The 25,457-nt window shown below is 38.0% G+C and carries 21 protein-coding genes; 11 read left to right on the top strand and 10 right to left on the bottom strand.

The window, feature by feature from the left end:
• Positions 1-85: 85 nt before the first annotated feature.
• Genes I5349_RS02260 through I5349_RS02240 form a run of 5 tightly spaced genes read left to right on the top strand, consistent with a single transcriptional unit; the run spans position 86 to position 4,891 of the window.
• On the top strand, positions 86-697 hold the full coding sequence (locus tag I5349_RS02260; RefSeq protein WP_226389103.1) for a fumarylacetoacetate hydrolase family protein: 612 nt from the start codon (positions 86-88) through the stop codon (positions 695-697).
• On the top strand, positions 684-2,594 hold the full coding sequence (locus I5349_RS02255) for a M23 family metallopeptidase (protein WP_226389102.1): 1,911 nt from the start codon (positions 684-686) through the stop codon (positions 2,592-2,594). Before I5349_RS02260 ends, I5349_RS02255 begins: the two co-directional genes overlap by 14 nt.
• A gap of 5 nt (positions 2,595-2,599) precedes the next feature.
• Positions 2,600-3,049: a thioredoxin-dependent thiol peroxidase gene (gene bcp, locus I5349_RS02250; RefSeq protein ID WP_226389101.1), complete on the top strand. Its 450-nt coding sequence runs from the start codon at positions 2,600-2,602 to the stop codon at positions 3,047-3,049.
• Between the two features lie 10 nt (positions 3,050-3,059).
• Positions 3,060-3,914, top strand: a complete 855-nt coding sequence (locus tag I5349_RS02245; protein ID WP_226389100.1) for a transketolase — start codon at positions 3,060-3,062, stop codon at positions 3,912-3,914.
• A 20-nt stretch (positions 3,915-3,934) separates the two neighbouring features.
• The gene (locus tag I5349_RS02240; protein ID WP_262895346.1) at positions 3,935-4,891 is read left to right on the top strand and encodes a transketolase family protein; all 957 of its coding nucleotides are present in this window, start codon (positions 3,935-3,937) and stop codon (positions 4,889-4,891) included.
• Positions 4,892-4,951: 60 nt separating this feature from the next.
• On the opposite strand, the gene I5349_RS02235 is transcribed toward I5349_RS02240, so the two are convergent.
• Entirely contained in the window at positions 4,952-5,506 is a 555-nt protein-coding gene (locus I5349_RS02235; protein WP_226389099.1) for a hypothetical protein, read from the bottom strand.
• A 212-nt stretch (positions 5,507-5,718) separates the two neighbouring features.
• Here I5349_RS02235 and I5349_RS02230 point away from each other — a divergent pair, with 212 nt between their 5' ends.
• Positions 5,719-6,315, top strand: a complete 597-nt coding sequence (locus I5349_RS02230) for a hypothetical protein (RefSeq protein WP_226389098.1) — start codon at positions 5,719-5,721, stop codon at positions 6,313-6,315.
• Positions 6,316-6,715: 400 nt separating this feature from the next.
• Here I5349_RS02230 and I5349_RS02225 read toward each other — a convergent pair whose 3' ends face one another.
• Complete coding sequence (locus I5349_RS02225; protein ID WP_226389097.1) at positions 6,716-8,353, bottom strand: M28 family metallopeptidase; 1,638 nt, start codon at positions 8,351-8,353, stop codon at positions 6,716-6,718.
• Positions 8,354-8,432: 79 nt separating this feature from the next.
• On the opposite strand from I5349_RS02225, the gene I5349_RS02220 reads away from it, so the two are divergent.
• Both I5349_RS02220 and typA read left to right on the top strand, forming a co-directional pair.
• On the top strand, positions 8,433-9,533 hold the full coding sequence (locus tag I5349_RS02220; protein ID WP_226389096.1) for an alanine racemase: 1,101 nt from the start codon (positions 8,433-8,435) through the stop codon (positions 9,531-9,533).
• A gap of 100 nt (positions 9,534-9,633) precedes the next feature.
• Positions 9,634-11,445: a translational GTPase TypA gene (typA, locus tag I5349_RS02215; protein WP_226389095.1), complete on the top strand. Its 1,812-nt coding sequence runs from the start codon at positions 9,634-9,636 to the stop codon at positions 11,443-11,445.
• A 77-nt stretch (positions 11,446-11,522) separates the two neighbouring features.
• Here the strand turns inward: typA and I5349_RS02210 are convergent, their stop codons facing one another.
• The 3 genes from I5349_RS02210 to I5349_RS02200 form a co-directional block, all read right to left on the bottom strand.
• On the bottom strand, positions 11,523-13,457 hold the full coding sequence (locus I5349_RS02210) for a DUF3858 domain-containing protein (RefSeq protein ID WP_226389094.1): 1,935 nt from the start codon (positions 13,455-13,457) through the stop codon (positions 11,523-11,525).
• A 2-nt stretch (positions 13,458-13,459) separates the two neighbouring features.
• Entirely contained in the window at positions 13,460-15,157 is a 1,698-nt protein-coding gene (locus I5349_RS02205) for a DUF3857 domain-containing protein (protein WP_226389093.1), read from the bottom strand.
• Positions 15,158-15,550: 393 nt separating this feature from the next.
• Positions 15,551-16,423, bottom strand: a complete 873-nt coding sequence (locus I5349_RS02200; RefSeq protein WP_226389092.1) for an SDR family oxidoreductase — start codon at positions 16,421-16,423, stop codon at positions 15,551-15,553.
• 153 nt (positions 16,424-16,576) lie between these two features.
• Here I5349_RS02200 and I5349_RS02195 point away from each other — a divergent pair, with 153 nt between their 5' ends.
• Entirely contained in the window at positions 16,577-17,542 is a 966-nt protein-coding gene (locus I5349_RS02195) for an OmpA family protein (RefSeq protein WP_226389091.1), read from the top strand.
• Positions 17,543-17,619: 77 nt separating this feature from the next.
• Here the strand turns inward: I5349_RS02195 and ahcY are convergent, their stop codons facing one another.
• Together ahcY and I5349_RS02185 are read right to left on the bottom strand one after the other, a co-directional pair.
• Entirely contained in the window at positions 17,620-18,927 is a 1,308-nt protein-coding gene (gene ahcY, locus I5349_RS02190; protein ID WP_226389090.1) for an adenosylhomocysteinase, read from the bottom strand.
• A gap of 88 nt (positions 18,928-19,015) precedes the next feature.
• Complete coding sequence (locus tag I5349_RS02185; RefSeq protein WP_226389089.1) at positions 19,016-19,723, bottom strand: biotin--[acetyl-CoA-carboxylase] ligase; 708 nt, start codon at positions 19,721-19,723, stop codon at positions 19,016-19,018.
• Between the two features lie 143 nt (positions 19,724-19,866).
• On the opposite strand from I5349_RS02185, the gene rsfS reads away from it, so the two are divergent.
• Both rsfS and ftsH read left to right on the top strand, forming a co-directional pair.
• Positions 19,867-20,244: a ribosome silencing factor gene (gene rsfS, locus I5349_RS02180; RefSeq protein ID WP_226389088.1), complete on the top strand. Its 378-nt coding sequence runs from the start codon at positions 19,867-19,869 to the stop codon at positions 20,242-20,244.
• A 61-nt stretch (positions 20,245-20,305) separates the two neighbouring features.
• Positions 20,306-22,366 carry an ATP-dependent zinc metalloprotease FtsH gene (gene ftsH / locus I5349_RS02175; protein ID WP_226389087.1) on the top strand — a complete coding sequence of 687 codons (2,061 nt, stop codon included), beginning with the start codon at positions 20,306-20,308 and terminating at the stop codon, positions 22,364-22,366.
• Positions 22,367-22,590: 224 nt separating this feature from the next.
• On the opposite strand, the gene I5349_RS02170 is transcribed toward ftsH, so the two are convergent.
• Genes I5349_RS02170 through I5349_RS02160 form a run of 3 tightly spaced genes read right to left on the bottom strand, consistent with a single transcriptional unit; the run spans position 22,591 to position 25,292 of the window.
• A complete protein-coding gene (locus I5349_RS02170) occupies positions 22,591-23,310 on the bottom strand; it encodes a tetratricopeptide repeat protein (RefSeq protein WP_226389086.1) in 720 nt (239 codons plus the stop codon).
• A gap of 17 nt (positions 23,311-23,327) precedes the next feature.
• Positions 23,328-24,764 carry a CCA tRNA nucleotidyltransferase gene (locus tag I5349_RS02165; RefSeq protein ID WP_226389085.1) on the bottom strand — a complete coding sequence of 479 codons (1,437 nt, stop codon included), beginning with the start codon at positions 24,762-24,764 and terminating at the stop codon, positions 23,328-23,330.
• Between the two features lie 3 nt (positions 24,765-24,767).
• Positions 24,768-25,292, bottom strand: a complete 525-nt coding sequence (locus tag I5349_RS02160) for a hypothetical protein (RefSeq protein ID WP_226389084.1) — start codon at positions 25,290-25,292, stop codon at positions 24,768-24,770.
• Positions 25,293-25,457: the final 165 nt, after the last annotated feature.

Genomic DNA, 25,457 nt, shown 5'->3' with positions numbered 1-25,457 from the left:
TTTTCAAAAGCGTTTAAAATTGGATTACTTTGTATCACTTAAGAAGTTCAAAAATAAGTAAAATCAACTAGGAAATAAGGGGCTTATGAAAATTTTAGCGATTGGAAGAAACTATGCTGAGCACATCGAAGAGCTCAAAAATGAAAGACCCTCTGAACCTGTGGTTTTCCTTAAACCTGACACCGCACTACTTAAAAACAATAGTCCTTTTTACTATCCTGACTTTTCACAAAATATCCATCATGAAGTAGAGCTAGTACTCAAAATATCCAAAGAAGGTAAGCATATAGACCCGAAGTTTGCTCATAGATATTTTGAAGAAGTGGGTATTGGCATAGACTTTACAGCCAGAGACTTACAAGATAGATGTAAGCAAAAAGGGCTTCCTTGGGAAATCGCTAAAGGCTTTAATGGATCTGCTCCTGTAGGAGAGTTTTTACCAAAAGAAAAGCTGGGAGCACTAGACAATATTGATTTTCATTTGCTTGTTGATGGTCAAGTCAAGCAAAAAGGAAATACTTCTATGATGCTATTTCCGTTTGATTACATAATATCCTATTTATCTCAATTCTTCACTTTGAAAAAAGGAGACCTCATCTACACTGGCACACCAGCAGGTGTAGGACCTGTACAAATAGGAAATAGACTAGAAGCATTTATCGGAGATCAAAAACTACTCGATTTTGAAGTTAAATAAGTTCACCCCTCTCTTTCTAATCTTAATTCTTCTTCGTTTTTCCGCCTTCAGTCAAGGGATCACTGGGAAAGGCTATTATCAGTTTCCAATCAATCCTGGACAGATCAATTATCTCTCAGGCAATATGTCTGAACTCCGTCCAAACCACTTTCATGCGGGCTTAGATATCAAAACAGGTGGAAGACAAGGACTTCCTATCTATGCCGCAGCAGATGGCTATGTGAGTCGCATCAAAGCCTCTGCTTGGGGTTATGGAAATGTAGTCTACATTACACACCTCAATGGCACCACTACGGTCTATGCACACTTGCAGAGCTTTAATAAAGAACTCTCGCAATACATGAAATCTGGACAATATGCAGCCAAAAGTTTTGAACTAGAATTATTCCCGAAACCTAATGAACTCAAAGTTTCAAAAGGTGATGTGATCGCTTACTCTGGCAACTCAGGTAGTTCGGGAGGTCCCCACCTTCATTTTGAGATCAGAGATAGCAGACAGCATGTACTAGATCCATTAGTCTATGGTTTTGATGAGATCAAAGATCGGACTGCCCCAAATGTGGAGAAAATAGCGCTGATCACCCTTAGTCCTGATGCCAGAATCAATGGTAATTTTGGCAGGTTTGAATATCCCGTATCTAGAGTCGGTAATACGTACAGCATTCCTAGAAATATCAGCGTAAAAGGACAAATAGGACTTGAAATACTAGCTTATGACCGCCTAGATGGTGCTGCAAATAAAAATGGTGTCCCTTACATAGAAGTTCTTAGAGACAGCGCTTTATTCATCCGAACCCATATCAATAGCTTTTCCTTTGCAGATACGCGCATGCTCCTACTACATACAAACTATCCTGTATCTCTAAGTGGGCCTAGGTATACTAGAATGTATTTAATGAATGGAAATGGTCTTCCATTTTATACTTTTGGTGGAAATCATAAAGGGGTCATTGAATTAGCGGAAGACGAAACTAGTCGCTTTGATATCGAGTTTCATGATGCCTATAAAAATAAAAGCAGCCTGAGTTTTACTCTAAAAGGAGAAAAAGCGGATACGCTTTTAGGTACCACCAACTACTCAAGTGGTTATGATGGGAGGATCAGCTTACTTGAAAAAACCCTAGTGATTAATTCAAAATCTTCAAGAAAAATCACAGACTCTGCAACAGTATACAGTAACGGTCTCATCATAAAGTTAGCACCTGCTATAGTGGGAACTAATAAATCGACCTACCTCTGGGATATGAGAAAAGGTCTACCAGACTCTGTGAAAGTAGATGATCAAATTGAAGTGCTGCATTTCAAGGCTACTATACCTTCTACCGAAATCTACCAGTTCAATGAGCGAAACCTAACGCTTAACTTTAGAAAAAATACGCTTTATGATACGCTGTATCTCAAGACACAGCAAGCGTTCAATGAGTATAATAGACAAGAAGAATTCACTATTCATGAAGAATCCGTCCCACTCAATGGTAATCTAGAGGTCATTTACACACCACTTGAACGAATAGAAAATCAAAACAAAACACATGTTTACAAGATAGGATCAAATGGCAGTAAGTCATTTATAGGGGGAACATGGGTCGGAGATAAAATTAAATTTCAAATCAGAAATTTTGGTACATTTGCTCTAGCTCAAGACACTATACCTCCTACTATCCGCCCGATCATGCTCAATAGCACTCAAGTGAGATTTGTGATCAAGGATGAGCTATCTGGCTTGAGTTCTTATGAAGTAAAAGTAAACGGTGAATGGCTACTCATGCACTATGATTACAAACAAAGTCTAATCTGGTCAGATAAAAAAGATGATAGCCCTCCGCTCAAAGGAGACCTCGTCTTGAAAGTGGTCGATAATGCTGGAAATGAGAAAATATATCAAACTAAACTATAAATATCATGGCACTACAAGTTGGAGACAAAGCACCTTCATTTGAAGGCAGAGATCAAAATGGTAAACCGATCAAATTGACCGATTTCAAAGGCAAAAAAGTCGTTCTTTATTTTTATCCAAAAGACAATACTCCAGGCTGTACCGCGCAAGCTTGTGACTTGAGAGATAATTATGCTGCACTCCAAAAAGCTGGCTATGTCATACTCGGCATCAGCTCAGATGATGAGAAATCTCACCAGAAATTTATCGAAAAACAAAACCTTCCTTTCCCTCTGATCGCTGATACTGATCTGAAGATCCATGAGCAATTTGGCACTTGGGTAGAAAAATCTATGTATGGCAGAAAGTACATGGGTACTGCTAGAACTACCTTTATCATCGATGAAAATGGTCAAATCGCAGAAATCATCGATAAAGTGAAGACGAAAGAACACACTGCTCAAATACTAAAATAAACCCCAAAACATGGATCAAAAACCAACAATCAACGAACTTAAAAAAATCAGTTCACAAGTTCGTAGAGATATCGTCCGCATGGTGCATGCTGTACAATCAGGTCACCCAGGAGGATCTCTAGGATGCACAGAGTTCTTCGTAGCACTTTACTTCCATTTATTAGATTACAAGAAACCATTCAATATGGATGGTCAAAACGAAGATCTTTTCTTCCTCTCAAATGGACATATTTCACCCGTTTGGTACAGTGTGCTGGCGAGAAGTGGGTTCTTTGATGTGAAAGAGCTAAGCACATTCAGAAAGCTCAACAGTAGACTACAAGGCCATCCTGCAACTGAAGAAGGTCTAGAAGGAATCAGAGTAGCTTCAGGCTCATTAGGCCAAGGACTTTCTGTAGCACTAGGAGCTGCTCAAGTCAAAAAACTCAATAAAGATCCTAAAACTGTCTATGTCCTCATGGGAGATGGAGAGCAGCAAGAAGGTCAAGTTTGGGAAGCAGCGATGTATGCCGCTCACAACAAAATAGACAATGTGATCGCAACGATAGACTATAACGGTCAACAGATAGATGGCCCTCTTACAGAAGTTTTGGATCTCATTGATCTCAAAGCTAAGTGGGAAGCATTTGGATGGGAAGTGATCACGACAGCAAATGGCAATGATATGGATCAGTTGGTAGCTAATCTTACCAAAGCCAAATCACTTACAGGTAAAGGCAAGCCAATCCTACACATCATGACAACTGCTATGGGTAGTGGAATTGATTTCATGGAAGGTACACATGAGTGGCACGGTATCGCACCTAATGATGAGCAACTAGCTCGTGCTCTTGGACAATTGGAAGAAACTCTAGGCGACTACTAAACCATTAAATCAAAACAAACATGAACACGAAATTTACCTATACAGATAAAAAAGATACAAGATCAGGTTTTGGTGATGGCCTTTTAGAGCTTGGCAGAACAAATCCCAATGTAGTAGGCCTCTGTGCGGATCTCACAGGATCTCTCAAAATGGGAGCATTCAAAAAGGAATTTCCTGAGCGTTTTTTCCAAGTAGGAATTGCTGAGGCTAATATGATTGGCCTTGCTGCTGGAATGACTATCGGTGGAAAAATCCCTTTTACAGGTACATTTGCCAATTTCTCGACTGGTCGTGTGTATGATCAGATCAGACAATCAGTTGCCTACTCAGGAAAAAATGTAAAGATATGTGCTTCGCACGCTGGTCTCACATTGGGAGAAGATGGTGCCACCCACCAGATATTAGAAGATATCGGGATGATGAAAATGCTCCCACATATGACTGTGATCAACCCATGTGACTATAATCAAACAAAAGCTGCGACTATCGCTATAGCAGAGCATGAAGGCCCAGTCTACTTGAGATTTGGTCGTCCTTCTATGCCTATCTTCACTCCTGCCAATCAGAAGTTTGAAATCGGTAAAGCTTGGAAAATGGTAGATGGTAAAGATGTCTCTATCTTCGCAACAGGTCATCTTGTATGGGAAGCTATCTTAGCTGAAGCTATACTAGCAGAAAAAGGTATCAGTGCAGAGATCATCAATATCCATACGATCAAGCCATTAGATGAAGAAGCTATTTTGGTTTCAGTCTCTAAAACAGGCTGTGCTGTATCAGCAGAAGAGCATCAAATCAATGGAGGACTTGGAGAAAGTATCGCTAATACGCTGGTGAGAAATAATCCAAAGCCGCTAGAAATGGTCGCAGTGAAAGATTCATTTGGAGAAAGCGGAACACCTGCTGAACTAATGAAGAAATATGGCTTAAGTGCTGAAAATATAGTAGCTGCTGCGCTTAGAGCTATAGAGAGAAAATAAATATTAAAAACTAAGTATCATTAAGACACTGCTATTTTATACATAGCAGTGTCTTTTTACTTAAAAGGCATATCCAAAGCCTAACCCTGCAAATATCGGCCAGAAACCGTTGCTATTAAAGATAGGATTGAGATTAACTCTCCACATGAAGCCACCGTCTGTGGGGATTTTCCTATAGCCAAAGTTTAGTGTACCCATCACATTTGGACTTCCATTCACATCTAGGATGAAGTTATAATCATCCGTTCTGACCTTTGTTTCTACACAAGGCCCCGCTCCCGTGCAGTCATAAGAGTAGTAATAATTATCAAAAGCCATCACAGTCAAACCGCCACCGATTTCAAAGTATCTACCATCTCTACCAAATAAACGGGTAACTTGAATAGGAAAGGTGAAGAGTGAAGTACCTTCTAAACTGTAACCGCTCGCTCCTACACGCATACCCCAAGAATCAATCTTGGTCTTATCAAATCTAAAATCATAATTAAATGAATAAGAAAGTCCCGCACCTCCAAGTTCAACATACACTGCTTGAGTCGCTGGTAAGGGTTGATCTTGCGCTTGAGCGCTCATGAGTATGACAAAAAAGCAGAGAGAAAATAAAAGTTTTTTCATTTTTAAAAGATTTTTTTATTTATTTCAAATATAGAAAAAGCGAATTATTTTAAGACTAAACTTAGAAACAATTTTTCTTTATCTCTTACGAAAAATTCATTGAATGGAATTATTAAATTTTCATATAAAAATTAATTACTTTTACACTCATGAAAAAGCATCTCATCATATTATTGATATGTTTAACTTGTTCTAACTTGGCGCAAGGACAAATGAGCAGTTTGAAATTTGTCTATTTCAAGCCGAGCAAAACTACAGCTGACTTCAGTCATACTTCACTTCAATTGACCGAGAAAAAACATCAAGACCTTATCTATTCATTAGCAGAAAATAGAAAAGTAGCTGCAGTGGGTAAATTAGATAGTGAATTCATCCTAGTTTTTAATAGTAAGTCTGAAAGCAAAATTGAAAACCTATTCACAGAAGACCCAGCACTCCAAATAGGACAGTTTGAGATGGTCATCTCCCCTATGCTTGTTGATTTTGGTGGAATAGCTCGAGGCGCTGCTGATAAAAATGAATACTGGGTAATCTCATACTTGTACGATGGAACCAATAAGCCCAAGAGAAGTAGTAATAGGAAATTCAAACGCTATATGCGACCTCTTAAAAAGAAAAAAGGAGGTTTATTATTCTCTGGAGGATTTGATACAAGGCCAGAAACGCTCTGGATCATGAATCATGAAAATGAAGCAGAAGTCATCAATATCGCAGAAAATAATCCCATCTTGACCAGACCAGGATACTCATATTCTATCAAAAGACTTTATCTTATGTCAGGTAAATTTTTTGTCCCTGAAAAATATTAATACATCATAAAACTTATACATACTAGCTAGAAGATTTTTTAATTTTTATTCAAAAGTATGATTCGAAGTCAAATCTCAGAGAATCAAAAAATAGCCAAATTAAATACTGATACATATAATACCTACACTATCATTTTCCGATAAATTCTGTAAATCTTTGTAAAAGAATAACTTATACAAACCATTGCGTTTTTAAAACGTAAAAAAATGTATGTACAAATTCAAAAAAAGCTTTGGAAATACGCTGAGGGACATCTAATTTAGTACTTAAATAATACGTCATAGAATTATATCAAATCATTCATTAAAGCGCATTTTTTAAGTTTTATACATAAAGTTAGTGTTAGTTTAAGTGAGTTAAGCTCCGGGACATTATCCCGGAGCTTCTTTTTATGGATACTTATCTTTTATCCTTAAACTCAGAATTGGCTTTCCACTCGGGCACTATACCTTCATTAGCCAGTTTGTTACCTACTTCAAACAACAATCCTATGGTGTCTAATGCACCGCCCAAATCCCATCTCTCAGGGTCATATTCATCAGACGGTTTGTGATAATATTCCTGCGTATAGTTAGCCTGAAGTTCACTTCCATATTCTTTTCCCTTTTCGAAATGATCGATTCCAGTAGCAGTGTATAGCGCTGGAATACCCACTTTAGCAAAATTGAAATGATCAGATCTGAAATAAATCCCTTGCTCCGGTCTAGGTTCTACTGTAGTGTACATATCCTTGGTCTTGGCTACTTCTGCAAGTAAATCTTCAAGATCTGACTGTCCATTTCCTACGACTACAATGTCTTTCATCTTACCATATGGATTGATACCATCCATATTGATATTGGCAATCGTCTGACTTATAGGAAACACAGGATTAGCAGCATAATAAGCAGAGCCTAACAGACCTTGTTCCTCGGCAGTCACTGCTAAAAACACTATACTTCTTTTAGGTTTTTTCTTCATGGATTTAAATGCTGCCGCTATCTCTAGCAGTGCTGCAGTTCCACTAGCATTGTCCAGAGCTCCATTGTAAATCGAGTCTCCATCATACGCTGTACCTACACCTAAGTGATCCCAGTGTGCCGTATAAATCACATATTCATCAGGTGATTCGCTGCCTTTTATCATTGCTATGGCATTTTTAGAGACATCATAAGTCACTTCATTGGTGATGCTTGTTGTCAGTCTTATCCCCAGACTTTCTCCTTTAAATTCTGGCGTCCTCGCAGCGGCTAGTAATTCACTATCTTTCTTACCAGCCTGTTCAAAGAACTTTCGAGCAGTAGCTAAAGTGACCCAACCTTCTACATCACATACTTTTTCTTCAGAGTTTCTTCTATCAAGATAAAGTTTAGCTGCATTCCAACTATTTTGAACGACATTGAAGCCATATCCTGCGGGGATCGTATTATGGATTACTAAGCAGCCTTTTGCTCCCTGTCTAGCTGCTTCTTCATATTTGTAAGTCCATCTACCATAATAAGTCATGGTAGTTCCTTTAAAAAATTCCGTACTGTCTGTCCCAAACCCTGGGTCATTTACCAATACCAATACGATCTTATCCTTGACATCAAGTCCTTCATAATCATTCCAGCCATATTCAGGAGCTACTATACCAAACCCAGCAAAAACGACTTCCTCATTATTTAAATCGATATTAGCATCCATAGATGGCGACCAGATCACATAGTCTTCTCTCCCCTTCAGGCTAAAATCACCTTTTGGAGACTTTACTAGCATTGACTCTGTAGCTTGGCTAGTGACTTGCATCAAGGGGACATCTTGAAAATAGGAATCACCATTTCCTGGTTCTAGACCGAGTTTTTTAAACTCTTCCTCTAGATAGTTGAGGGTCTTCACTTCACCTTCTGTGAATGGTTTTCTTCCCATAAATTCATCCGAAGAAAGCTTAATAATTCTACTTTCGAGTCCTTCGCTCGTAAAAGTGCTAGCACCTGTCTGATCAAAATCAGCAGGCCCACAAGCAAATACCAATACCCCCAGAAGTACTGGTATCAATCTATCATAGTTAAATTTCATAGTAAATATTAAGTGGTTTGACTGTTATTTTCTTTCCTTTCGCTCTAATTTAATGGAAATATTAAAAGATAATAGTTAAATGACTCTGAAAATAGCTCACCCCACACTCATGATTGATACTCGAATAGCGCAGGCTAATTTGCAAAAAATGGTCTCAAAAGCTCAAAAACATCACTTGAAGCTTGTCCCGCACTTCAAAACACATCAGTCAGCTGAGGTCGGTGAGTGGTTTAGACAGGTAGGCATAGATGCCATCTCAGTGTCCTCGATCAAAATGGCTAAATACTTTGCCTCCCATGGTTGGGAAAATATCAATATAGCCTTCCCTGTGAATATAAGAGGTGTAGAAGAACTCAATGAACTAAGTAAAAAAGTAAACCTTAGTTTCCATATCGTCAATGTGGAAAGTGCCAAATACTTATGTGAGTCATTAAAGCATACTTGTCAATTTTTCATAGAAATAGATGCTGGATATCATCGGACAGGTGTATCCAATAAGGATTTGGAAAAAATAGATCAAATTCTCCATAAAACTCAAGGGAGTATATTGCACTTTAAAGGTTTCTACATACATGCTGGACATACCTATCATGCAGATGCTAAAGGTCTGTCAACGATCCATCAGACATCCTTGAATGCACTTAGACAACTAAAAGCACATTACATAAACGATTATCCAAAACTTATCTGCCGATATGGAGATACTCCTTCAGCCTCTATAATGGACGATTTCATTGGTGTAGACGAACTAGGCCCAGGCAATTTTATTTTTTATGATTTGACTCAAGCGCAGATTGGTAGTTGCTCAAAAGGTGACATTGCTGTTGCTCTTGCCTGTCCTGTAGTGGATAAAAATAAAGAGAGGAGAGAAATCGTCATTCATGGTGGAGGGGTACATCTGGCAAAAGATAAGCTAGAAGATAAACTAGGCGCCATCTATGGACAAATGGTTTGGCTATCAGAGGATAGATGGTCAGCACCTGTAGAAGGTGCTTATGTACGTAGTATATCACAAGAGCACGGCATATTACGTGTCTCAGATGCCATTTATAATCAAATACAAATTGGTGATGTCGTAGGCATCTTACCTGTGCATAGTTGTATGACTGCTGATGCTATGAAGGCTTATTGGACACTTTCAGGGGATAAAATAGAGCATTTGGAAGGTTTGAGTCTTTAATGAAGTTTGACTTTTATTTTCAAAAGCGGTCAAACATTCACACAAGCATAACCGAAAAGCGAAATAATATTCGTATTTTTGCGCCATAATTGAATAACTCATGCAAAATATTAGGAATATTGCGATCATCGCACACGTTGACCACGGCAAGACTACGCTAGTTGACAAAATCATCCACGCATCTAAAATCTTCAGAGAAAATCAACAGTTTGATGACTTGATCCTAGATAGCAATGACCTCGAAAGAGAAAGAGGCATTACGATCTTGTCTAAAAACGTATCTGTGAGATACAAAGATGTAAAAATCAACATCATAGATACCCCTGGTCACGCTGATTTTGGCGGTGAAGTAGAGCGCGTACTAAAGATGGCAGACGGTGTACTACTATTAGTAGATGCCTTTGAAGGCCCTATGCCACAAACTCGATTTGTACTTGGTAAAGCGTTAAGCTTAGGTCTCAAGCCTATCGTAGTAATCAACAAAGTCGATAAAGAAAACTGTCGTCCAGATGAAGTACACGAGTCTGTTTTTGACTTGATGTTTAACTTAGATGCTACAGAAGAGCAACTTGACTTCGTCACGATGTACGGTTCTTCTAAACAAGGTTGGATGGGGCCTGATTGGAAAAACCCTACAGATAGCATCATTCCACTTTTAGATGCTATCATTGAACACATTCCTGCTGCACCAATCAATGAAGGTACCACTCAGATGCAAATCACCTCATTGGACTACTCGTCTTTCGTAGGTAGAATAGCGATCGGAAGAGTGCATAGAGGTACGATCAAAGAAGGCGCTATGGTGTCACTTTGCAAAGCTGATGGATCAGCTAAAAAGAATAGAATCAAAGAAATCCATGTTTTTGAGGGATTGGGCAAAAATAAAGTAACAGAAGTATCTTCAGGAGAGATCTGTGCTATCACTGGTATTGAAGACTTTGAAATCGGTGATACTATAGCTGATGTAGAAAATCCAGAGCCACTACCAAGAATTGCTATTGATGAGCCTACGATGAATATGCTCTTCACGATCAACAATTCTCCATTTTTTGGTAAAGAAGGCAAATTTGTCACTTCAAGACACCTAAGAGATAGACTTTTCAAAGAAATCGAAAAGAACCTAGCACTTAGAGTAGAGCCAACTGACAGTGAAGATAAATTTATCGTTTTTGGTAGAGGCATTCTCCACCTTTCTGTATTGATCGAGACGATGAGAAGAGAAGGTTATGAACTTCAAGTAGGTCAGCCTCAGGTAATCTTCAAAGAGATCGATGGACAGAAATGTGAACCTATGGAGCTTCTTGTAGTAGATGTACCAGCTGAATCCTCAGGAAAAGTTATCGAGCTAGCTACGCAGAAAAAAGGTGAGCTACGTATCATGGAGCCAAAAGGAGACCTTCAGCATTTAGAGTTTCAGATACCATCAAGAGGTCTGATCGGTCTCAGAAATAATGTCTTAACGGCTACTCAAGGTGAGGCAATCATGAATCACAGATTTGTAGCTTATGAGCCTTATAAAGGCGTGATGACTGGCAGAAATAGTGGATCTATCATCTCTATGGAAGCAGGATCTGCTACAGCTTATTCTATCGACAAATTGCAAGACAGAGGTACATTCTTCATTGAGCCAGGTGATGAGATCTATGCAGGTCAAGTGATCGGTGAGCACAATAGAGAAAATGATATCTCAGTGAACGTAATCAAAGGAAAGAAACTCACTAACATGAGAGCTTCTGGATCTGATGATAATACTAGAATCGCTCCTGCCAAGAAGTTTTCACTAGAAGAAGCCATGGAGTACATCCAAAAAGATGAGTACTTAGAGATCACGCCTAAGAGCATGAGAATGAGAAAAATCTACCTAGACGAGAATGAGCGCTCTAGAATGGCAAAAACTATGGAAGCTCAATAAGCTTGTATATAATTAACTAATAAAAAGGCAGCTTCTAAGTTTAGAAGCTGCCTTTTTATATACTTAGTTTTTTTGCTTTAAGGATTTGCCAACTTTTTAAACACTAAAGGTTCTTTAAGTTTAGATACGACATTGTCGAGAAATGACTTCAAATAAGGATAATAAGCAGGTGGAAAAATGATAGCATTGAAAATAACTTTAGCAGAAACTGTTACTGTACCATCCAATTCACTTACCTGATAGTAGAAAGTACCTAAATTATCTACAATTTTAATAGCTTGATTTTCAGGATAATCATCTAACTCATACCCATCAGGAATCTTAATAATGCTGGTATAAGTATCTGACATCAGATAATTAAAATCTACAGGAAATAATCTTGTATCATTTTTAAATGGATTTTCATCCCACTTTTCATCCTCAAAAGGATTGACATAAACGATATCATCCCCTTCAAACTCTTTACTAAAACTCCACTTAAGATCAAAAGTATTTTCGTTCACTTGATTTTTACTAGCAATGAAGTTAGTCGCAGTATTTTTGTTTTCTTCAGACATTACTTCTTTTTGAAGTTCTTCATCTGTCACTTTCTTCATACGTTTCATAGCAATAAAGCCATCATATCCAGAAAGTCTCAATAGGTTATCATGTTTCTCTTTACCATCTTCAAAAGATATTTGATTCATAGATGCTCTACCTGACCTTACTTGCGTATTGATATCCAACAATATGCTATTTTGATCCCTCATGATAAAGCCTTTTTCTACGGCATACTTTAACGGAATACTTCCAAAGGGTAAATCATCATCTGTAGTATCGAAAAAGATAAAATCACCATCATGGACTGCCGTCAAAATCAAAGCATCAAATTGATTGATAAAAGGATAGGTACTTAAAACCGAACTTCCATTTCCCTTACTACTGATAAGGACAGGACTTGATGTAATACCGTGAGCCTTAAGTATGGCAACCAAGACCATATTTAGCTCTACTTGACTTCCTCTTTTAGCCTCTAAAACATCCTTTAGTCTTCTACTGGGTATGATACCCTCATCTCCATCGAATTCAAAGTTTTCTAAGACATACTTGTGAGCAAATTTCATTTTTTCATAAGTACTCTCACCTTCTAACACTAGATCTTTTGCAAGAGATCTAGTCACACTGTTATTACCCACATATGAATCATACGTATCTATTGATAAAAGCTCTTTGGCTAATTGATCCCATGTAGCAATAAAGCTTTTGTATTCTAATGGAGATTCGTAAGAATTACCACCTACTACAGTGGTGTAACCTGCCAATTGGAACTTAATTACATCTAAATAATCTCTGAAATTATTCATGTAAGGCTCTGGCTTCATTGAAGGCAGGTTGGTCAGTTCCCACTTACTTTCTTTTTTTTGCATTTGTCCGGAAACAGCCAGATTGTACCCTTGAAAAGAAACTCTATAGTCTAAATTTTGATCACGTTGAAACTCATAAGTAGATCTTAGTGTGGGAATGTCATTCTGAAACGTCCATCCATTAATAAAAGTAAGGTTGTCAGAAACTTCCTTGTAGGTATATTCAATAATGGCTCCTGGATTTACGTTTGGGAAAGTAAATCGAATCTCTTTAAACCCATCACCTACTTCTGTCTCAAAAAAATCTTTTTTCTTCAATTCTATAACATTTTCCTTACCACCTTCAAAGGTGATGATATGGGCTTTTAGACCATTGATCTTTCTCGACCCAGAATTGTAGCTGATAACTACATCACCTATATCTTTTCCATTCTCAGAGAGCACTTTTTTTCTAAAATGATAATCAGTTAATACTTTACCCGAAATAATAGAGGTAACTCCTTGTTCTGCTAATACAACAGCTCCAGCATCAGGCTCAAAATCAACTGTTTTGTAATCTATTTCTTCTTGACTGATTTTACCCCACTTCAAGCCTTGGGCCTTGATGAGATTGATACTGATTATAAAAGCAACCAGTATCATTACTAATTTGGTGGTAAGTGTTTTCATGATTATTGATTCTTGGTAAATATGATAGTCTGATCATCTAGCTTTTTGATTCGATCTACAATCTTTTTCCATGCTTCTTTATTATGATTTGTATTTGTTATTTTGATTGTACGCTTGCAACTCAAAAGATCATCACTAAGCTGCGCTTGATATTTATAAATTATTCCTTCTTCCTCTAATATAACCTCAGACTTCAACTGTTCTGGACTTACATTTTGATTAAGCCTTACCTGATAGTTTTCCTTTATTTCGATAGATTGACCATCTGTGATAAAAGGCAGATCGTTATCAAATTTGGGCTTGATGATAATTCGCTTTCCTGTTGAAGTATAGTATTTATTCAAAACTGAATTATGCTTGATATTTGCCTCAGGTATCAAACCATCCTTATTGACATTTAACTGAAAGTCATTGATATATAAACCCTGGATAGACAAATCATCATAAATATATTTCTTAGTTTCTTCCTCATTGAGCATCAGCTTAATCGCTAAATAATCTTCAGCTGCAAAGCCAAATAACTTTCTCTCTTGCTCTATTTCAGCATTTCCATTATCCAGTAGATCGATTTTAGTATCTATAAGCCTGCTATGATATACATCATCTCCATAAATGGGTGTTTTCACTAAATGACCGCCCGTTTCATTGACTAAAAGCACGTGTCTATTACTTGTAAAACTTCCCAAAAAACCAGTATTGAGTACATTAGAAGTACACTCTAGCCAAAGTGTATCCCGTTCCATGGGCACTGATAAAATAGCATGGTTAAACTGATTTGAAGGAAAGTCTATGTCAATATCCTCTTCATCACTGCCCGCTTTTACTAATGTATAATTTGAAGTAATATTCACCGCTTTTAGCATAGCCATCATATAATTAGTCAGTGCCTTACAGTCACCATAATTCAAATCTGAGACTTCCTTAGCGGACATAGGCTGCCAGCCTCCTATGCCTAATTGAATACTCACATACCGGTTATTTTTTTGCATGTATTCATAGATCAATTTGATCTTTTGAAAGGGCTCCTCATCCTCTTTGATATTTTCCCTAAGCCATTTCGCATCTCTTTCAGATATCTCAGACCTACCATTATTGAGTTTTAAAATCCACTGACCAAGACCATTCCAAGTAGATAAATCTGATTCATAACCTTGCATTGAAAATCTAGTCGGAGCCACCTTAATAGATAAATCATCCTCCTTAGGAAAATCATCTTCCTGAACATCTAAATCTGCTAGCTGCCATGATACTATCCGCATATTATTCTCAACACTTTCTTGAGCTGATACAGGGATATTTTTTTCCAAGTACCTAAGTGGCAAATCTTGAGGAAATTGTAACCTGAAAGTCGTCTTTTCTACCTTTTGTTGATAATTTGGAATAGGTATCCAGCCAGGAACAAATAAATTACCTAGATATTTTCTCTTAAAACTATACTTAACTCTTACAGGAAAGGTAATTGCATTTGGCTCAAAATACTTTACTCTATTATCTTCAAAAATTGAAAAATTAGAAATGATAGAGATATCATTTAAATCTTTTAACTTAAGCTTAGAAGTAGTTTTGCCTGTAAGCGGATTAGAAATCTCCCCTTCAAATGCCTCAATGCTGATGAGCTCATCGTACTGAATAGCTATCAAAGCATGCTTCAGCCCATCTCTATTCAGTACCAACATATCGACAGAAACTTCTTCTATCATCGAGTAGTCTGAATTTAAAGTGATAGTCTGAGCTCTTTCTATGATTTTTGAATTTATTGTAGATTCTAAATCGTTGGCTTGAGTAGAGAAAAAGACACTAGTGAAACCTATAAGTAATAAATATTTTGATAACCTGAACAGCATTTAGATAATGATTAATCCCTTAAATAAAACGTATATCAATTATATCTAATTCAATTTATTTATGCAATAACTAGAATTAAAAAAATATATTAAGAGTACAATTTCACCGCTAATTTAAGTTCTAAGCCAGATTTAGATCTTAACAATTGTAATCCTAACTCTATTAAAAAAAGAAAAGACCCATTTAGGGCCTTTACAAATTCCTAATTTTCCATTTAGCTTTGAGATAGCCCCAAACTAGTTTAGGGCTCATTGCTTTTTTCCACGAGATGCCTCCAGCATATCCCACATTTCATTTGGTATAGCATCTAGATTATTAAACTCTCCAGCACCCTGTAGCCATTCACCACCATCTATAGTAACTACCTCACCATTGACATAAGCAGCAAAGTCAGACATTAAATAAGCGGCTAGATTAGCTAATTCTTGATGCTCTCCTACTCTCTTGACAGGGACCTTCTTTGCTGGATCAAACTTTTTGACCAAATCTCCAGGCAGTAGTCTACTCCAAGCACCTTCGGTAGGAAACGGCCCAGGAGCAATGGCATTAGATCTAATACCATACTTGGCCCACTCTACAGCTAGTGAACGCGTCATCGCGAGCACACCTGCTTTGGCCGCAGCAGAGGGGACTACATAGCCAGAGCCAGTCCATGCATAAGTAGTCACGATATTCAAAAATACACCTCTTTGCTTTTTCTCTATCCAGTTTTTACCAGCTGCTAAAGTGAAATTATAAGAGCCTTTTAAAACAATATCTACTACAGTATCAAATGCCCTATTTGACAGTCTTTCTGTAGGACTGATAAAGTTACCTGCAGCATTATTTAAAACACCATCTATCTGACCAAAACACTCCTCAGTAGCTTTGATCACAGCTTCTACTTGCTCATAGTCTCGCACATCACAAGCTACAGCAAGTACTTTCCCCCCAGTTTCACGCTCCATCTCTGAGGCTGTTTGCTGGAGGACTTCAAGCTTTCTACTAGTGATTACCAGATTGGCTCCAAGCTTTAAAAAGTAAGTACCCATAGCCTTTCCAAGACCAGTTCCACCACCTGTTACGATATATGTTTTGCCTTTGAGGGCACCGTCTTTGAGCATTCCTTCTGTATGTATCATCTTTTATTTATATGGTATGATTTTAGATATTGGAATATAGGTGCTTTCTAGCAAGAATAAAAGTCTTTCTAAAAAAGTTAGACCGCTTGTCACTTGCTTATTGCAAATCAAAAAATGATCTACATATTTGCTTCAAATCCTAAAACAAACCCTATGTTGAAAAACATCCAAACAAAATCCATCCTCTTTTCATTAGTAGCCATCATCATGATGTCATCATGTGTCAGTCAAAAGAAATACGATGACTTGATGGCTAATAAAGTCAGGTTAGAAGGCGAAAAATCAGCTTTGGAAGAAAGTCTAAAAATAGCCAGCGAGAGAGCTGACAGGCTTGACAGACAAGTAAAACAACTCATTACTGACAACACTAATCTTGAGGAAAAACTATATTCAGCTAACCAAGAGCTCGAAAAACTAAAAGCTGACTATAAAAACCTACAAGAACTTTATGATGGCGTATTGAGCAATAGTAGCAAGCTTGGAAAAGACCTTGCGGAACAGCAGGCTAGACTTCAAGCGATTGAAAATGATCTAGAAGCTACGCGTATTAGAAATGAAGAGCTCAGCAAAAACTTGCTAGCCAGAGAAAAGCGTGTACAAGAGCTTGAAAAGATTCTTGCTGATCAAGAAAATGCAGTAAAAGCCCTAAGAGATAAAATCAAACAAGCCCTTTTAGGATTTCAAGATTCAGACCTATCGGTAGAAATCAGAAATGGTAAAGTCTATGTTTCACTCGCAGAGCAGTTACTCTTTAGTTCTGGAAGTATTGTAGTCGATCCTAAAGGTGCTAACGCACTCAAGCAACTTGCCCAAGCAATCAAAGACAACCCAGACATCTCTATCATGGTAGAAGGTCATACAGATAATGTACCTATCAGAGGAAATAATCAATATCTCAAAGACAACTGGGACCTATCTGTGCTTAGAGCAACTTCTATCACGAGAATCTTAACTGCTAATGGCGTAAGTCAAAACCAAGTATTGGCGACAGGTAGAGGTGAATATTCTCCTGTAACAGTCAATACCACTCCTGAAGGAAGAGCTAAAAACAGAAGAACAGAAATCATCCTCACACCAAATCTTGATGATCTATTGAAGATCTTGGATGGCGGTAATTAATCATTAGTTTCTAAACACCATAAAAAAAGCTACTTTTTCAAGTAGCTTTTTTTATGTGTATGAACTAATCTAGCAGATTAATATCTGTAATACTCTGGCTTGAATGGTCCTTCTGGAGTCACTCCGATGTATTCGGCTTGATCTACAGAAAGTACATCCAACTCTACGCCTAATTTGGCTAGGTGAAGAGCTGCTACTTTTTCATCTAAATGCTTAGGCAATGTATAAACTGCATTCTCATACTGATCAGTATTAGTCCAAAGCTCTAGTTGAGCCAAAGTCTGATTAGTAAATGAGTTAGACATCACAAAAGATGGATGGCCTGTAGCACAACCAAGGTTAACTAGTCTGCCTTCGGCTAACACGATGATATCATTCCCATCTACATTGTATAGATCCACTTGAGGCTTGATGACATCTTTTGTATGACCGTAGTTTTTATTCAACCACGCCATATCGATTTCATTATCAAAGTGACCGATGTTACACACGATCGCTTTGTCTTTCATCGCTTTGAAGTGCTGCGCTCCGATGATATCCTTATTACCAGTTGCAGTGACTATAATGTCAGCTTCTTTGACAGCATCTACCATTTTCTTCACTGCAAAGCCATCCATAGCTGCCTGAAGTGCACAGATAGGGTCTATCTCTGTCACAATCACTCGTGCACCAGCACCTCTTAGAGATGCAGCTGAACCTTTTCCTACATCTCCATATCCAGCTACTACGGCTACTTTACCAGCCATCATCACATCGGTAGCTCTTCTGATAGCATCCACGAGTGATTCTTTACAGCCATACTTATTATCAAACTTTGACTTAGTGACAGAGTCGTTCACATTGATAGCAGGCATTGGGAGTGTTCCTTTCTTCATACGCTCATATAGCCTATGAACACCTGTTGTAGTTTCTTCTGATAGGCCTTTGATGCCAGCAGCTAACTCAGGGTAGTTATCTAAGACCATGTTAGTCAAGTCACCACCATCATCCAAGATCATATTGAGTGGTTTTCTGTCTTCTCCAAAGAAAAGAGTCTGCTCTATACACCAGTCAAACTCCTCTGCTGTCATGCCTTTCCAAGCATATACTGAAATCCCCGCAGCTGCGATGGCCGCTGCTGCATGGTCTTGTGTAGAGAATATATTACAAGAGGACCAAGTCACTTCTGCACCTAGTTCTACTAGTGTCTCTATCAAGACAGCCGTCTGAATAGTCATGTGAAGACAACCTGCAATTCTAGCTCCTTTAAGTGGCTTAGAAGCACCATACTCTTCTCTCAATGCCATCAATCCTGGCATTTCAGCTTCTGCCAATCTAATTTCTTTTCTACCCCAATCAGCTAATGAGATATCTTTTACTTTGTACTTGATATACGTTTCAACCATTTGATTATTATTATTACTATTTATGTTCTAATGCTTTCGTTTTCAATCTTCAAAATTAGCGAATTCCATTAAGAATCTGAAATTTAGCTTAGCGTATAAACTTAACTTCTTTAAAAGCATAAGACCTTATACTGCCAGACCTATCAAGAATTAACAATTTACCATCAGAATCTATCCCCTCAATCTTGCCTTCAAACACATTTTGATCTTCAAAAACATGCCATTCACCGAGCCAGTACATGTGCTTGAGATAATCAGCCTTTAGTAAGGTTCTTTGTCCCATTTTTAACTGAAGATAACGCCTCTCCATATGTCTTACCAATTGCTCAAGAAAAAGCTCTATCGAGATCAACTGACCAAAATGTGCTGCAAGAGATGTGGCTGATAAAGCTCCAAAATTGAGCTGATTGACATTTATACCTGTCCCCACTATAGACACATCTATTTGTTTACCTTTGAGGCTATTTTCTATGAGTATTCCTCCTAGTTTTTTGTTTTCAATATATAGATCATTAGGCCATTTGATCTGAATCTGTAAATCAAATAAATTCTGAACAGCCTCTTGAACTGACAGTGCTGTTACCATGTGTAAATAAAACTGATCTCCTATCTCTAAAAATTGAGGTTTTAATAATATGCTGAAGGTCAAGTTTTGGTTAGGCTCGCTTAGCCATACATTTCCTCGCTGTCCCTTACCTTTGGTTTGATGATCGGTGATCACGATGCTTCCTTCATGAATTTGGCCAGTTTTATAGAGTTCTGCGGCTTTGTCATTAGTAGAATGACACTCTGACATGTGTATGATATGCTTACCTAGAAAAATGGTATGCTCAAGTGAATTATGCACCGATTTTAGTATTTTTAAGCCACAATTTACATCTTTAATCTCAAATAGAGAAAAAACCACCGAATAGGCGTGGTTATTGGGAATACAAATTTATGAAGAAAACAAAACCTGAAGGCTCATTGAGTGCTGACAAACTTTGCGATCTTGTCGTGAAAGGAATGGAAGAAAAAAAAGCACATGACATCGTAGTGATGGACTTGAGAAAAGTAAAACATGCCGTAGCAGACTTTTTTGTACTATGCTCTGGTAATTCAGATTCGCAGATAGATGCTATAGCTGACTCCATAGAAGACGAAGTATATAAAGTAGCCAATGAAAGACCATGGCATAAAGAAGGTAAGGCTAATAAAGAATGGATCTTAATAGACTTTGCCAATGTAGTGGCTCATGTATTTAAAAAAGACAAAAGAGAATTTTTTGCGCTAGAAGAACTCTGGGGCGATGCTAAATTTACCAATGTGGCTAATTAAACACGAACTTTCCTAGATCGAATGCGTTTTAGATTTGAGTTTTTAAAAAGTATCAAAACTGATGAGTAACAACCCTAAGAATAAAAAAATAATGCCTAAACCTCCGCAAAAACCAAACACTCAGCTTTGGTTGATCATATCTGCGGTGGTTATCTTGATTGCGGTGACGCTTTTCAATAAATCTAATGCTACAGTAGAAGTTTCTCAAAAGAAATTTGAGGAGATGATGCTAGCAAAAGATGTTAAAAAGGTAGTCTTGATTCGTAACCAAAATCAAGCAGAGATCACACTAAAAGAAGGTGCATTAGAAAATAGTAAGTATAAAGATGAGCTTGAACAGCGAAACATGTTTCTCAATCAAACAGGCCCTCACTATATACTTAAAGTAGTTTCTGTAGATGATTTCAGTAAGAAGTTTGAAGAGATAGAGGCTAAAATCCCAAAAGCGGATCAAATAGGTCTATCTGTAGAAGAACGTCAAGACTATATGAGCTTTTTGACAAGTATTGGCTTTTTCATACTGATATTCTTCCTATTTTGGTTGATGATGAGAAGGATGTCTGGCGGTGCTGGTCCAGGCGGTCAAATCTTCAATATCGGTAAATCCAAAGCGGCACTTTTTGATGCGGAAAACAAAGTGAAAATCACTTTTGACAACGTAGCTGGATTGGACGAAGCCAAGGAAGAGGTAAAAGAGATTGTAGATTTCTTAAAGTACCCTTCAAAATTCACTAAGCTAGGTGGTAAGATCCCTAAAGGCGCTCTACTAGTAGGACCTCCAGGAACGGGTAAAACCCTCTTGGCTAAAGCTGTAGCAGGTGAAGCAGGCGTGCCATTCTTTACGCTTTCTGGTTCGGACTTCGTAGAGATGTTCGTAGGTGTGGGTGCTGCCCGTGTGAGAGACCTTTTCAAGCAAGCCAAAGAAAAAGCACCTTGTATCATCTTCATAGATGAGATCGATGCCATAGGTAGGTCAAGAGGAAAAGGTCAGATGCCTGGCTCAAATGACGAAAGAGAAAATACGCTCAACTCTCTCCTTGTAGAGATGGATGGCTTTGGTACAGATACAGGTGTGATTGTACTAGCTGCGACCAATAGACCTGATGTATTAGACTCTGCCCTACTCAGACCAGGTAGATTTGACAGACAGATTAGTATCGATAAGCCAGATATCGTGGGCAGAGAAGCCATCTTCAAAGTCCACCTAGAGCCTATCAAAATCGGCCCTAATGTAGATGCTAAAAAACTAGCAGCTCAGACTCCTGGATTTGCTGGAGCAGAGATCGCTAACGTATGTAATGAAGCTGCACTTATCGCTGCTCGTAGAAATAAAGAAGCAGTCGACATGCAAGATTTCCAAGATGCAGTAGATCGCGTGATCGGTGGTCTTGAGAAAAAGAATAAAATCATCTCTCCAGAAGAGAAAAAGATTGTTGCATATCATGAAGCTGGACATGCAGTGGCTGGTTGGTTCTTAGAACATGCTGATCCATTGGTCAAAGTAAGTATAGTTCCTAGAGGTATAGCAGCCCTAGGTTATGCGCAATACCTACCAAAAGAGCAGTTTTTGTATCAAACGGAACAACTCCTAGACGAGATGTGCATGGCACTTGGCGGTAGAGCCGCAGAAGATATCATCTTTGGTAAAATATCTACAGGAGCACTTAGTGACCTTGAGAGAATCACCAAGATGGCCTACAGCATCGTATCAGTCTATGGTATGAATGAAAAACTAGGTAATATCTCATTCTATGACTCTAAGTCTAGTGAGTACAATTTTAATAAACCATACTCTGAGCACACTGCACAGTTGATCGATGAAGAAGTAAATAAAATCATCGCGAAGGCTTATGAAAGAACAAAGAAACTACTCACTGACAAAAAGGCTGAACTTGAAATCTTAGCAAAAGAACTGCTAGATAAAGAGATTCTATTTCAAGCGGATCTAGAAAAGCTGATTGGTCAAAGACCTTTTGATAAGGAAACAACTTATCAAGCTTTCACTAATAAGAAGGAAACTCCTAAAGTAGATACCATATCGACTGAAGAAGTTAAGCCATCTGCAGATATGCAACAGGACTTAGAGCAAGTGAGCGAAAAAAATGACTCTAATAAAGAATAGATAATTTTTAAACAAACTAATCATTAAGACTAAACAAGCACTGATCGATCATATCGATTAGTGCTTGTTTTTTATAAGGCTATTTTATTTATAGCTTCAACGAGCTAACAGTAGATCTCCTAATAGTCATGTTTAGAGTTAGATTTATCTCTATACTCAATTGAAAAAACAAAGGCTGAGATTTATCCTCTCAGCCTTTGTTTAAAACCCTTCATTAATGCGAATTATTTTGCATTTGCAGTTTTTATGTTCTCTTGAGCCAATTCAAAATCAGGCAAGATCTTCAAAGCTTCATTGAATTGAACCAATGCTTCTGCTTTGTTATTTTGCTCTAATGCCATAAGGCCTTTTAGATTAAGCACTGCGGCTCTCAAAGGAACTTCCTGTTGCGTATTGTCCTTTTTAGGGAAATTCAATTTTACCTCGTCTATTTTTCTAGCGCTTAGCAGCATCTTGATAGAATTATCTGCCTCTGTAAATCTTTTTAGACCATACTGGAGATACGCGGCTTTATATAGAGTGAATAAATCATTGGTCAATAAATAAAGTGACTCATAATAGGATACTGATCGCTCGATAGCACCAATATTCTCTAGAGAAACAGCAGCTATTTCTAATGCGGCAATGTTGTCATCGTCTATTTTCAATAGATCAAGAGCTACCAAAGCACTGGAGCTATACTGCTCGTACTCGTAATATAAAGAAGCTAAGGCCTCGATATAGCGGAGATCTTGAGGGTACTTTTCGATCAGGCGAAATAGTGCATTTTTCGCTACTGTGACATCGTTGTATCTGAGGGCACGCGCGTAGATACGCTCATCTTCTTTCAACTCTTGTGCGCCTGCTGTCTTAGTACTATCTGGCTTAGCCTCTTGTGCATTAGCGACTACTGCACCTGTCATTGCTAAGGTCAATACAGCCAGAAAAAATTTTTGCTTTAACATGTTTGTTTTTGTTTAATTCAACGCTTTAATCCTAATTCCGCTGCAATTTCATACATTAATTGCAGTGCTTCACTTCTATCATTTTTGATATTTCCCTCTAGTATAGCTTCTCTGATACGCTCTTTGATGATGCCGATCTCTTTTCCAGGCTGAACCTTGAAAGCATTCATGATATCTTCTCCAGATACGGGAGGTTGAAAATTACGCAATTTATCTTTCTCCTCGACCTCTTGCATCTTTTGTTCCACTTTATCAAAGTTTTCCAAAAAACGCTTCACTTTCAAATCATTCTTAGAAGTAATATCCGCTCTACAAAGTGTCATCAGATCATCTACCTCATTTCCTGCCTCAAATAAAAGTCTTCTGATTGCTGAATCTGTGACAGTATCTTTGACTAACGCTATGGGTCTTAAATGCAATCTTACCAATTTTTGCACATATTTCATGTGTTCATTGAGTGGAAGTTTCAATCTTCTAAAGATAGTAGGGACCATTCTAGCTCCTTTTTCCTCATGACCATGAAAAGTCCAACCCACTTTTTTATTAAATCGCTTGGTGGCTGGCTTAGCGATATCATGCATGATCGCAGCCCAACGTAGCCAAAGGTCATCAGACATGGTACAAACGTTGTCTAAGACTTGTAAAGTATGATAAAAATTATCTTTATGTGATTTATCCTGTACGGTTTCTACTCCTTGTAAATCAACCATCTCTGGAAAGAACTGATGGAGCAACTTCGATACAAAAAGGAGTTTGAATCCATAAGAAGGCTTAGGAGTCAAGATGATTTTATTGACTTCATCGATGATTCGCTCCATAGAGATGATTTCCAGTCTCTGAGCATTATTCATAATAGAATCAAAAGTATCAGGTGCGATATCAAAACCCAACTGTGTAGCAAATCTAACCGCTCGAAGCATTCTAAGAGGATCATCCGAAAAAGTAACCTCTGGATCAAGTGGTGTTTTGATCAGTCTTCTCTTGAGATCTTTCTGACCATCGAATGGATCTATCAACTGTCCAAATGTAGCTTGATTCAAAGAAATAGCCATCGCATTGATCGTAAAGTCTCTCCTATTGAGATCATCTTCGAGCGTACCATCTTCTACAATAGGCTTCCGTGAGTCTCGCTGATAGCTTTCTTTACGCGCACCGACAAACTCCAACTCCCAATCGCCCACTTTGATCATGGCCGTACCGAAATTTTTAAATACTGATAGTGGTACTTTCTCTTCAAAAGATTCGGCTACTTTCTGTGCTAAAGCGATACCGCTACCGATACAGACAAAGTCCAGATCCTGTTTATTAGTGCGCTTAAGCAATAAATCTCGTACAAAACCACCTATCACATACACTGATACTCCCAACTCATCTGCACACTTACCTACACGTGCAAACAGTTCGTTCTGAGCTAATGCCTCTGAAAAATTATGTGACCCAACTGCTAAATTCAAAGCTTATTTTTTAAAGATTTTAACCTCACCATATTTCCCCAAACGCATCTTGGATACTTGAGGATTGATATAAGGAAAGTGTTCATCTATCTGAACTACCGTCAAATGATCATAGCCATTTGGAACCTGCTTTACTTTGATAGCCACCACGGATTTAGCTAACTGATAGAGTACTTGATTGAGCCAGTCGACCTTGCAAAACGCCATTCGAATGTCACCATCTGAATTCATCAGAGCAGACGGGACAAACTGTCCTTCTGGCAAGATCATCTCTAAAGGCTTTTCTGTCATCTCTAGGATATCATATAGCAATGGTGTTGGTTCTTTGACTAGGCCATTGAGCAGTCCAATCTCCCCTATCAATATCAGTTGATCATCAAACTTAAAGGAGGTGTCTTGAGCTAGTCTCTCCACCATTTCTGATAGGTAGCTGTAAGTAAGCATAAAGTATCCAGACTTACAGTGAATAATAGCTACTTGGTGTTCTCTGATAGATTGCTGTATCTGATAGATGACCTGTTTTTCCATGAGCCTTCAAAATTAACATAATAGTTCTTACAGTAAGTAAAAATCAATCATAAATACGGCTTACTAGTCAATTCTATATCATTCAAAATAGGATGGGAATGAAAGATCATAAACATTAAGTCACATTAACTATAACCTTTCGTAGGCTTATTCAACCTTTTATAG

The organism is Penaeicola halotolerans (assembly GCF_016464625.1).
Classification (GTDB): domain Bacteria; phylum Bacteroidota; class Bacteroidia; order Cytophagales; family Cyclobacteriaceae; genus Penaeicola; species Penaeicola halotolerans.
Note: the sequence above shows the minus strand (reverse complement) of the source record. Positions and strands in the feature narration are given on the sequence as shown.

Excerpts from the sequence above, each read along its gene's own strand:
- I5349_RS02220 (WP_226389096.1), top strand. The coding sequence starts at position 8,433 with ATGACTCTGAAAATAGCTCACCCCACACTCATGATTGATACTCGAATA.
- ahcY (WP_226389090.1), bottom strand. The coding sequence starts at position 18,927 with ATGGTTGAAACGTATATCAAGTACAAAGTAAAAGATATCTCATTAGCT.
- rsfS (WP_226389088.1), top strand. The coding sequence starts at position 19,867 with ATGAAGAAAACAAAACCTGAAGGCTCATTGAGTGCTGACAAACTTTGC.
- I5349_RS02210 (WP_226389094.1), bottom strand. The coding sequence starts at position 13,457 with ATGAAAACACTTACCACCAAATTAGTAATGATACTGGTTGCTTTTATA.
- I5349_RS02185 (WP_226389089.1), bottom strand. The coding sequence starts at position 19,723 with ATGTCAGAGTGTCATTCTACTAATGACAAAGCCGCAGAACTCTATAAA.
- I5349_RS02230 (WP_226389098.1), top strand. The coding sequence starts at position 5,719 with ATGAGCAGTTTGAAATTTGTCTATTTCAAGCCGAGCAAAACTACAGCT.
- I5349_RS02160 (WP_226389084.1), bottom strand. The coding sequence starts at position 25,292 with ATGGAAAAACAGGTCATCTATCAGATACAGCAATCTATCAGAGAACAC.
- bcp (WP_226389101.1), top strand. The coding sequence starts at position 2,600 with ATGGCACTACAAGTTGGAGACAAAGCACCTTCATTTGAAGGCAGAGAT.
- I5349_RS02200 (WP_226389092.1), bottom strand. The coding sequence starts at position 16,423 with ATGATACATACAGAAGGAATGCTCAAAGACGGTGCCCTCAAAGGCAAA.
- I5349_RS02235 (WP_226389099.1), bottom strand. The coding sequence starts at position 5,506 with ATGAAAAAACTTTTATTTTCTCTCTGCTTTTTTGTCATACTCATGAGC.
- I5349_RS02260 (WP_226389103.1), top strand. The coding sequence starts at position 86 with ATGAAAATTTTAGCGATTGGAAGAAACTATGCTGAGCACATCGAAGAG.
- ftsH (WP_226389087.1), top strand. The coding sequence starts at position 20,306 with ATGAGTAACAACCCTAAGAATAAAAAAATAATGCCTAAACCTCCGCAA.
- I5349_RS02205 (WP_226389093.1), bottom strand. The coding sequence starts at position 15,157 with ATGATAGAAGAAGTTTCTGTCGATATGTTGGTACTGAATAGAGATGGG.
- I5349_RS02240 (WP_262895346.1), top strand. The coding sequence starts at position 3,935 with ATGAACACGAAATTTACCTATACAGATAAAAAAGATACAAGATCAGGT.
- I5349_RS02170 (WP_226389086.1), bottom strand. The coding sequence starts at position 23,310 with ATGTTAAAGCAAAAATTTTTTCTGGCTGTATTGACCTTAGCAATGACA.
- I5349_RS02245 (WP_226389100.1), top strand. The coding sequence starts at position 3,060 with ATGGATCAAAAACCAACAATCAACGAACTTAAAAAAATCAGTTCACAA.
- typA (WP_226389095.1), top strand. The coding sequence starts at position 9,634 with ATGCAAAATATTAGGAATATTGCGATCATCGCACACGTTGACCACGGC.
- I5349_RS02195 (WP_226389091.1), top strand. The coding sequence starts at position 16,577 with ATGTTGAAAAACATCCAAACAAAATCCATCCTCTTTTCATTAGTAGCC.
- I5349_RS02225 (WP_226389097.1), bottom strand. The coding sequence starts at position 8,353 with ATGAAATTTAACTATGATAGATTGATACCAGTACTTCTGGGGGTATTG.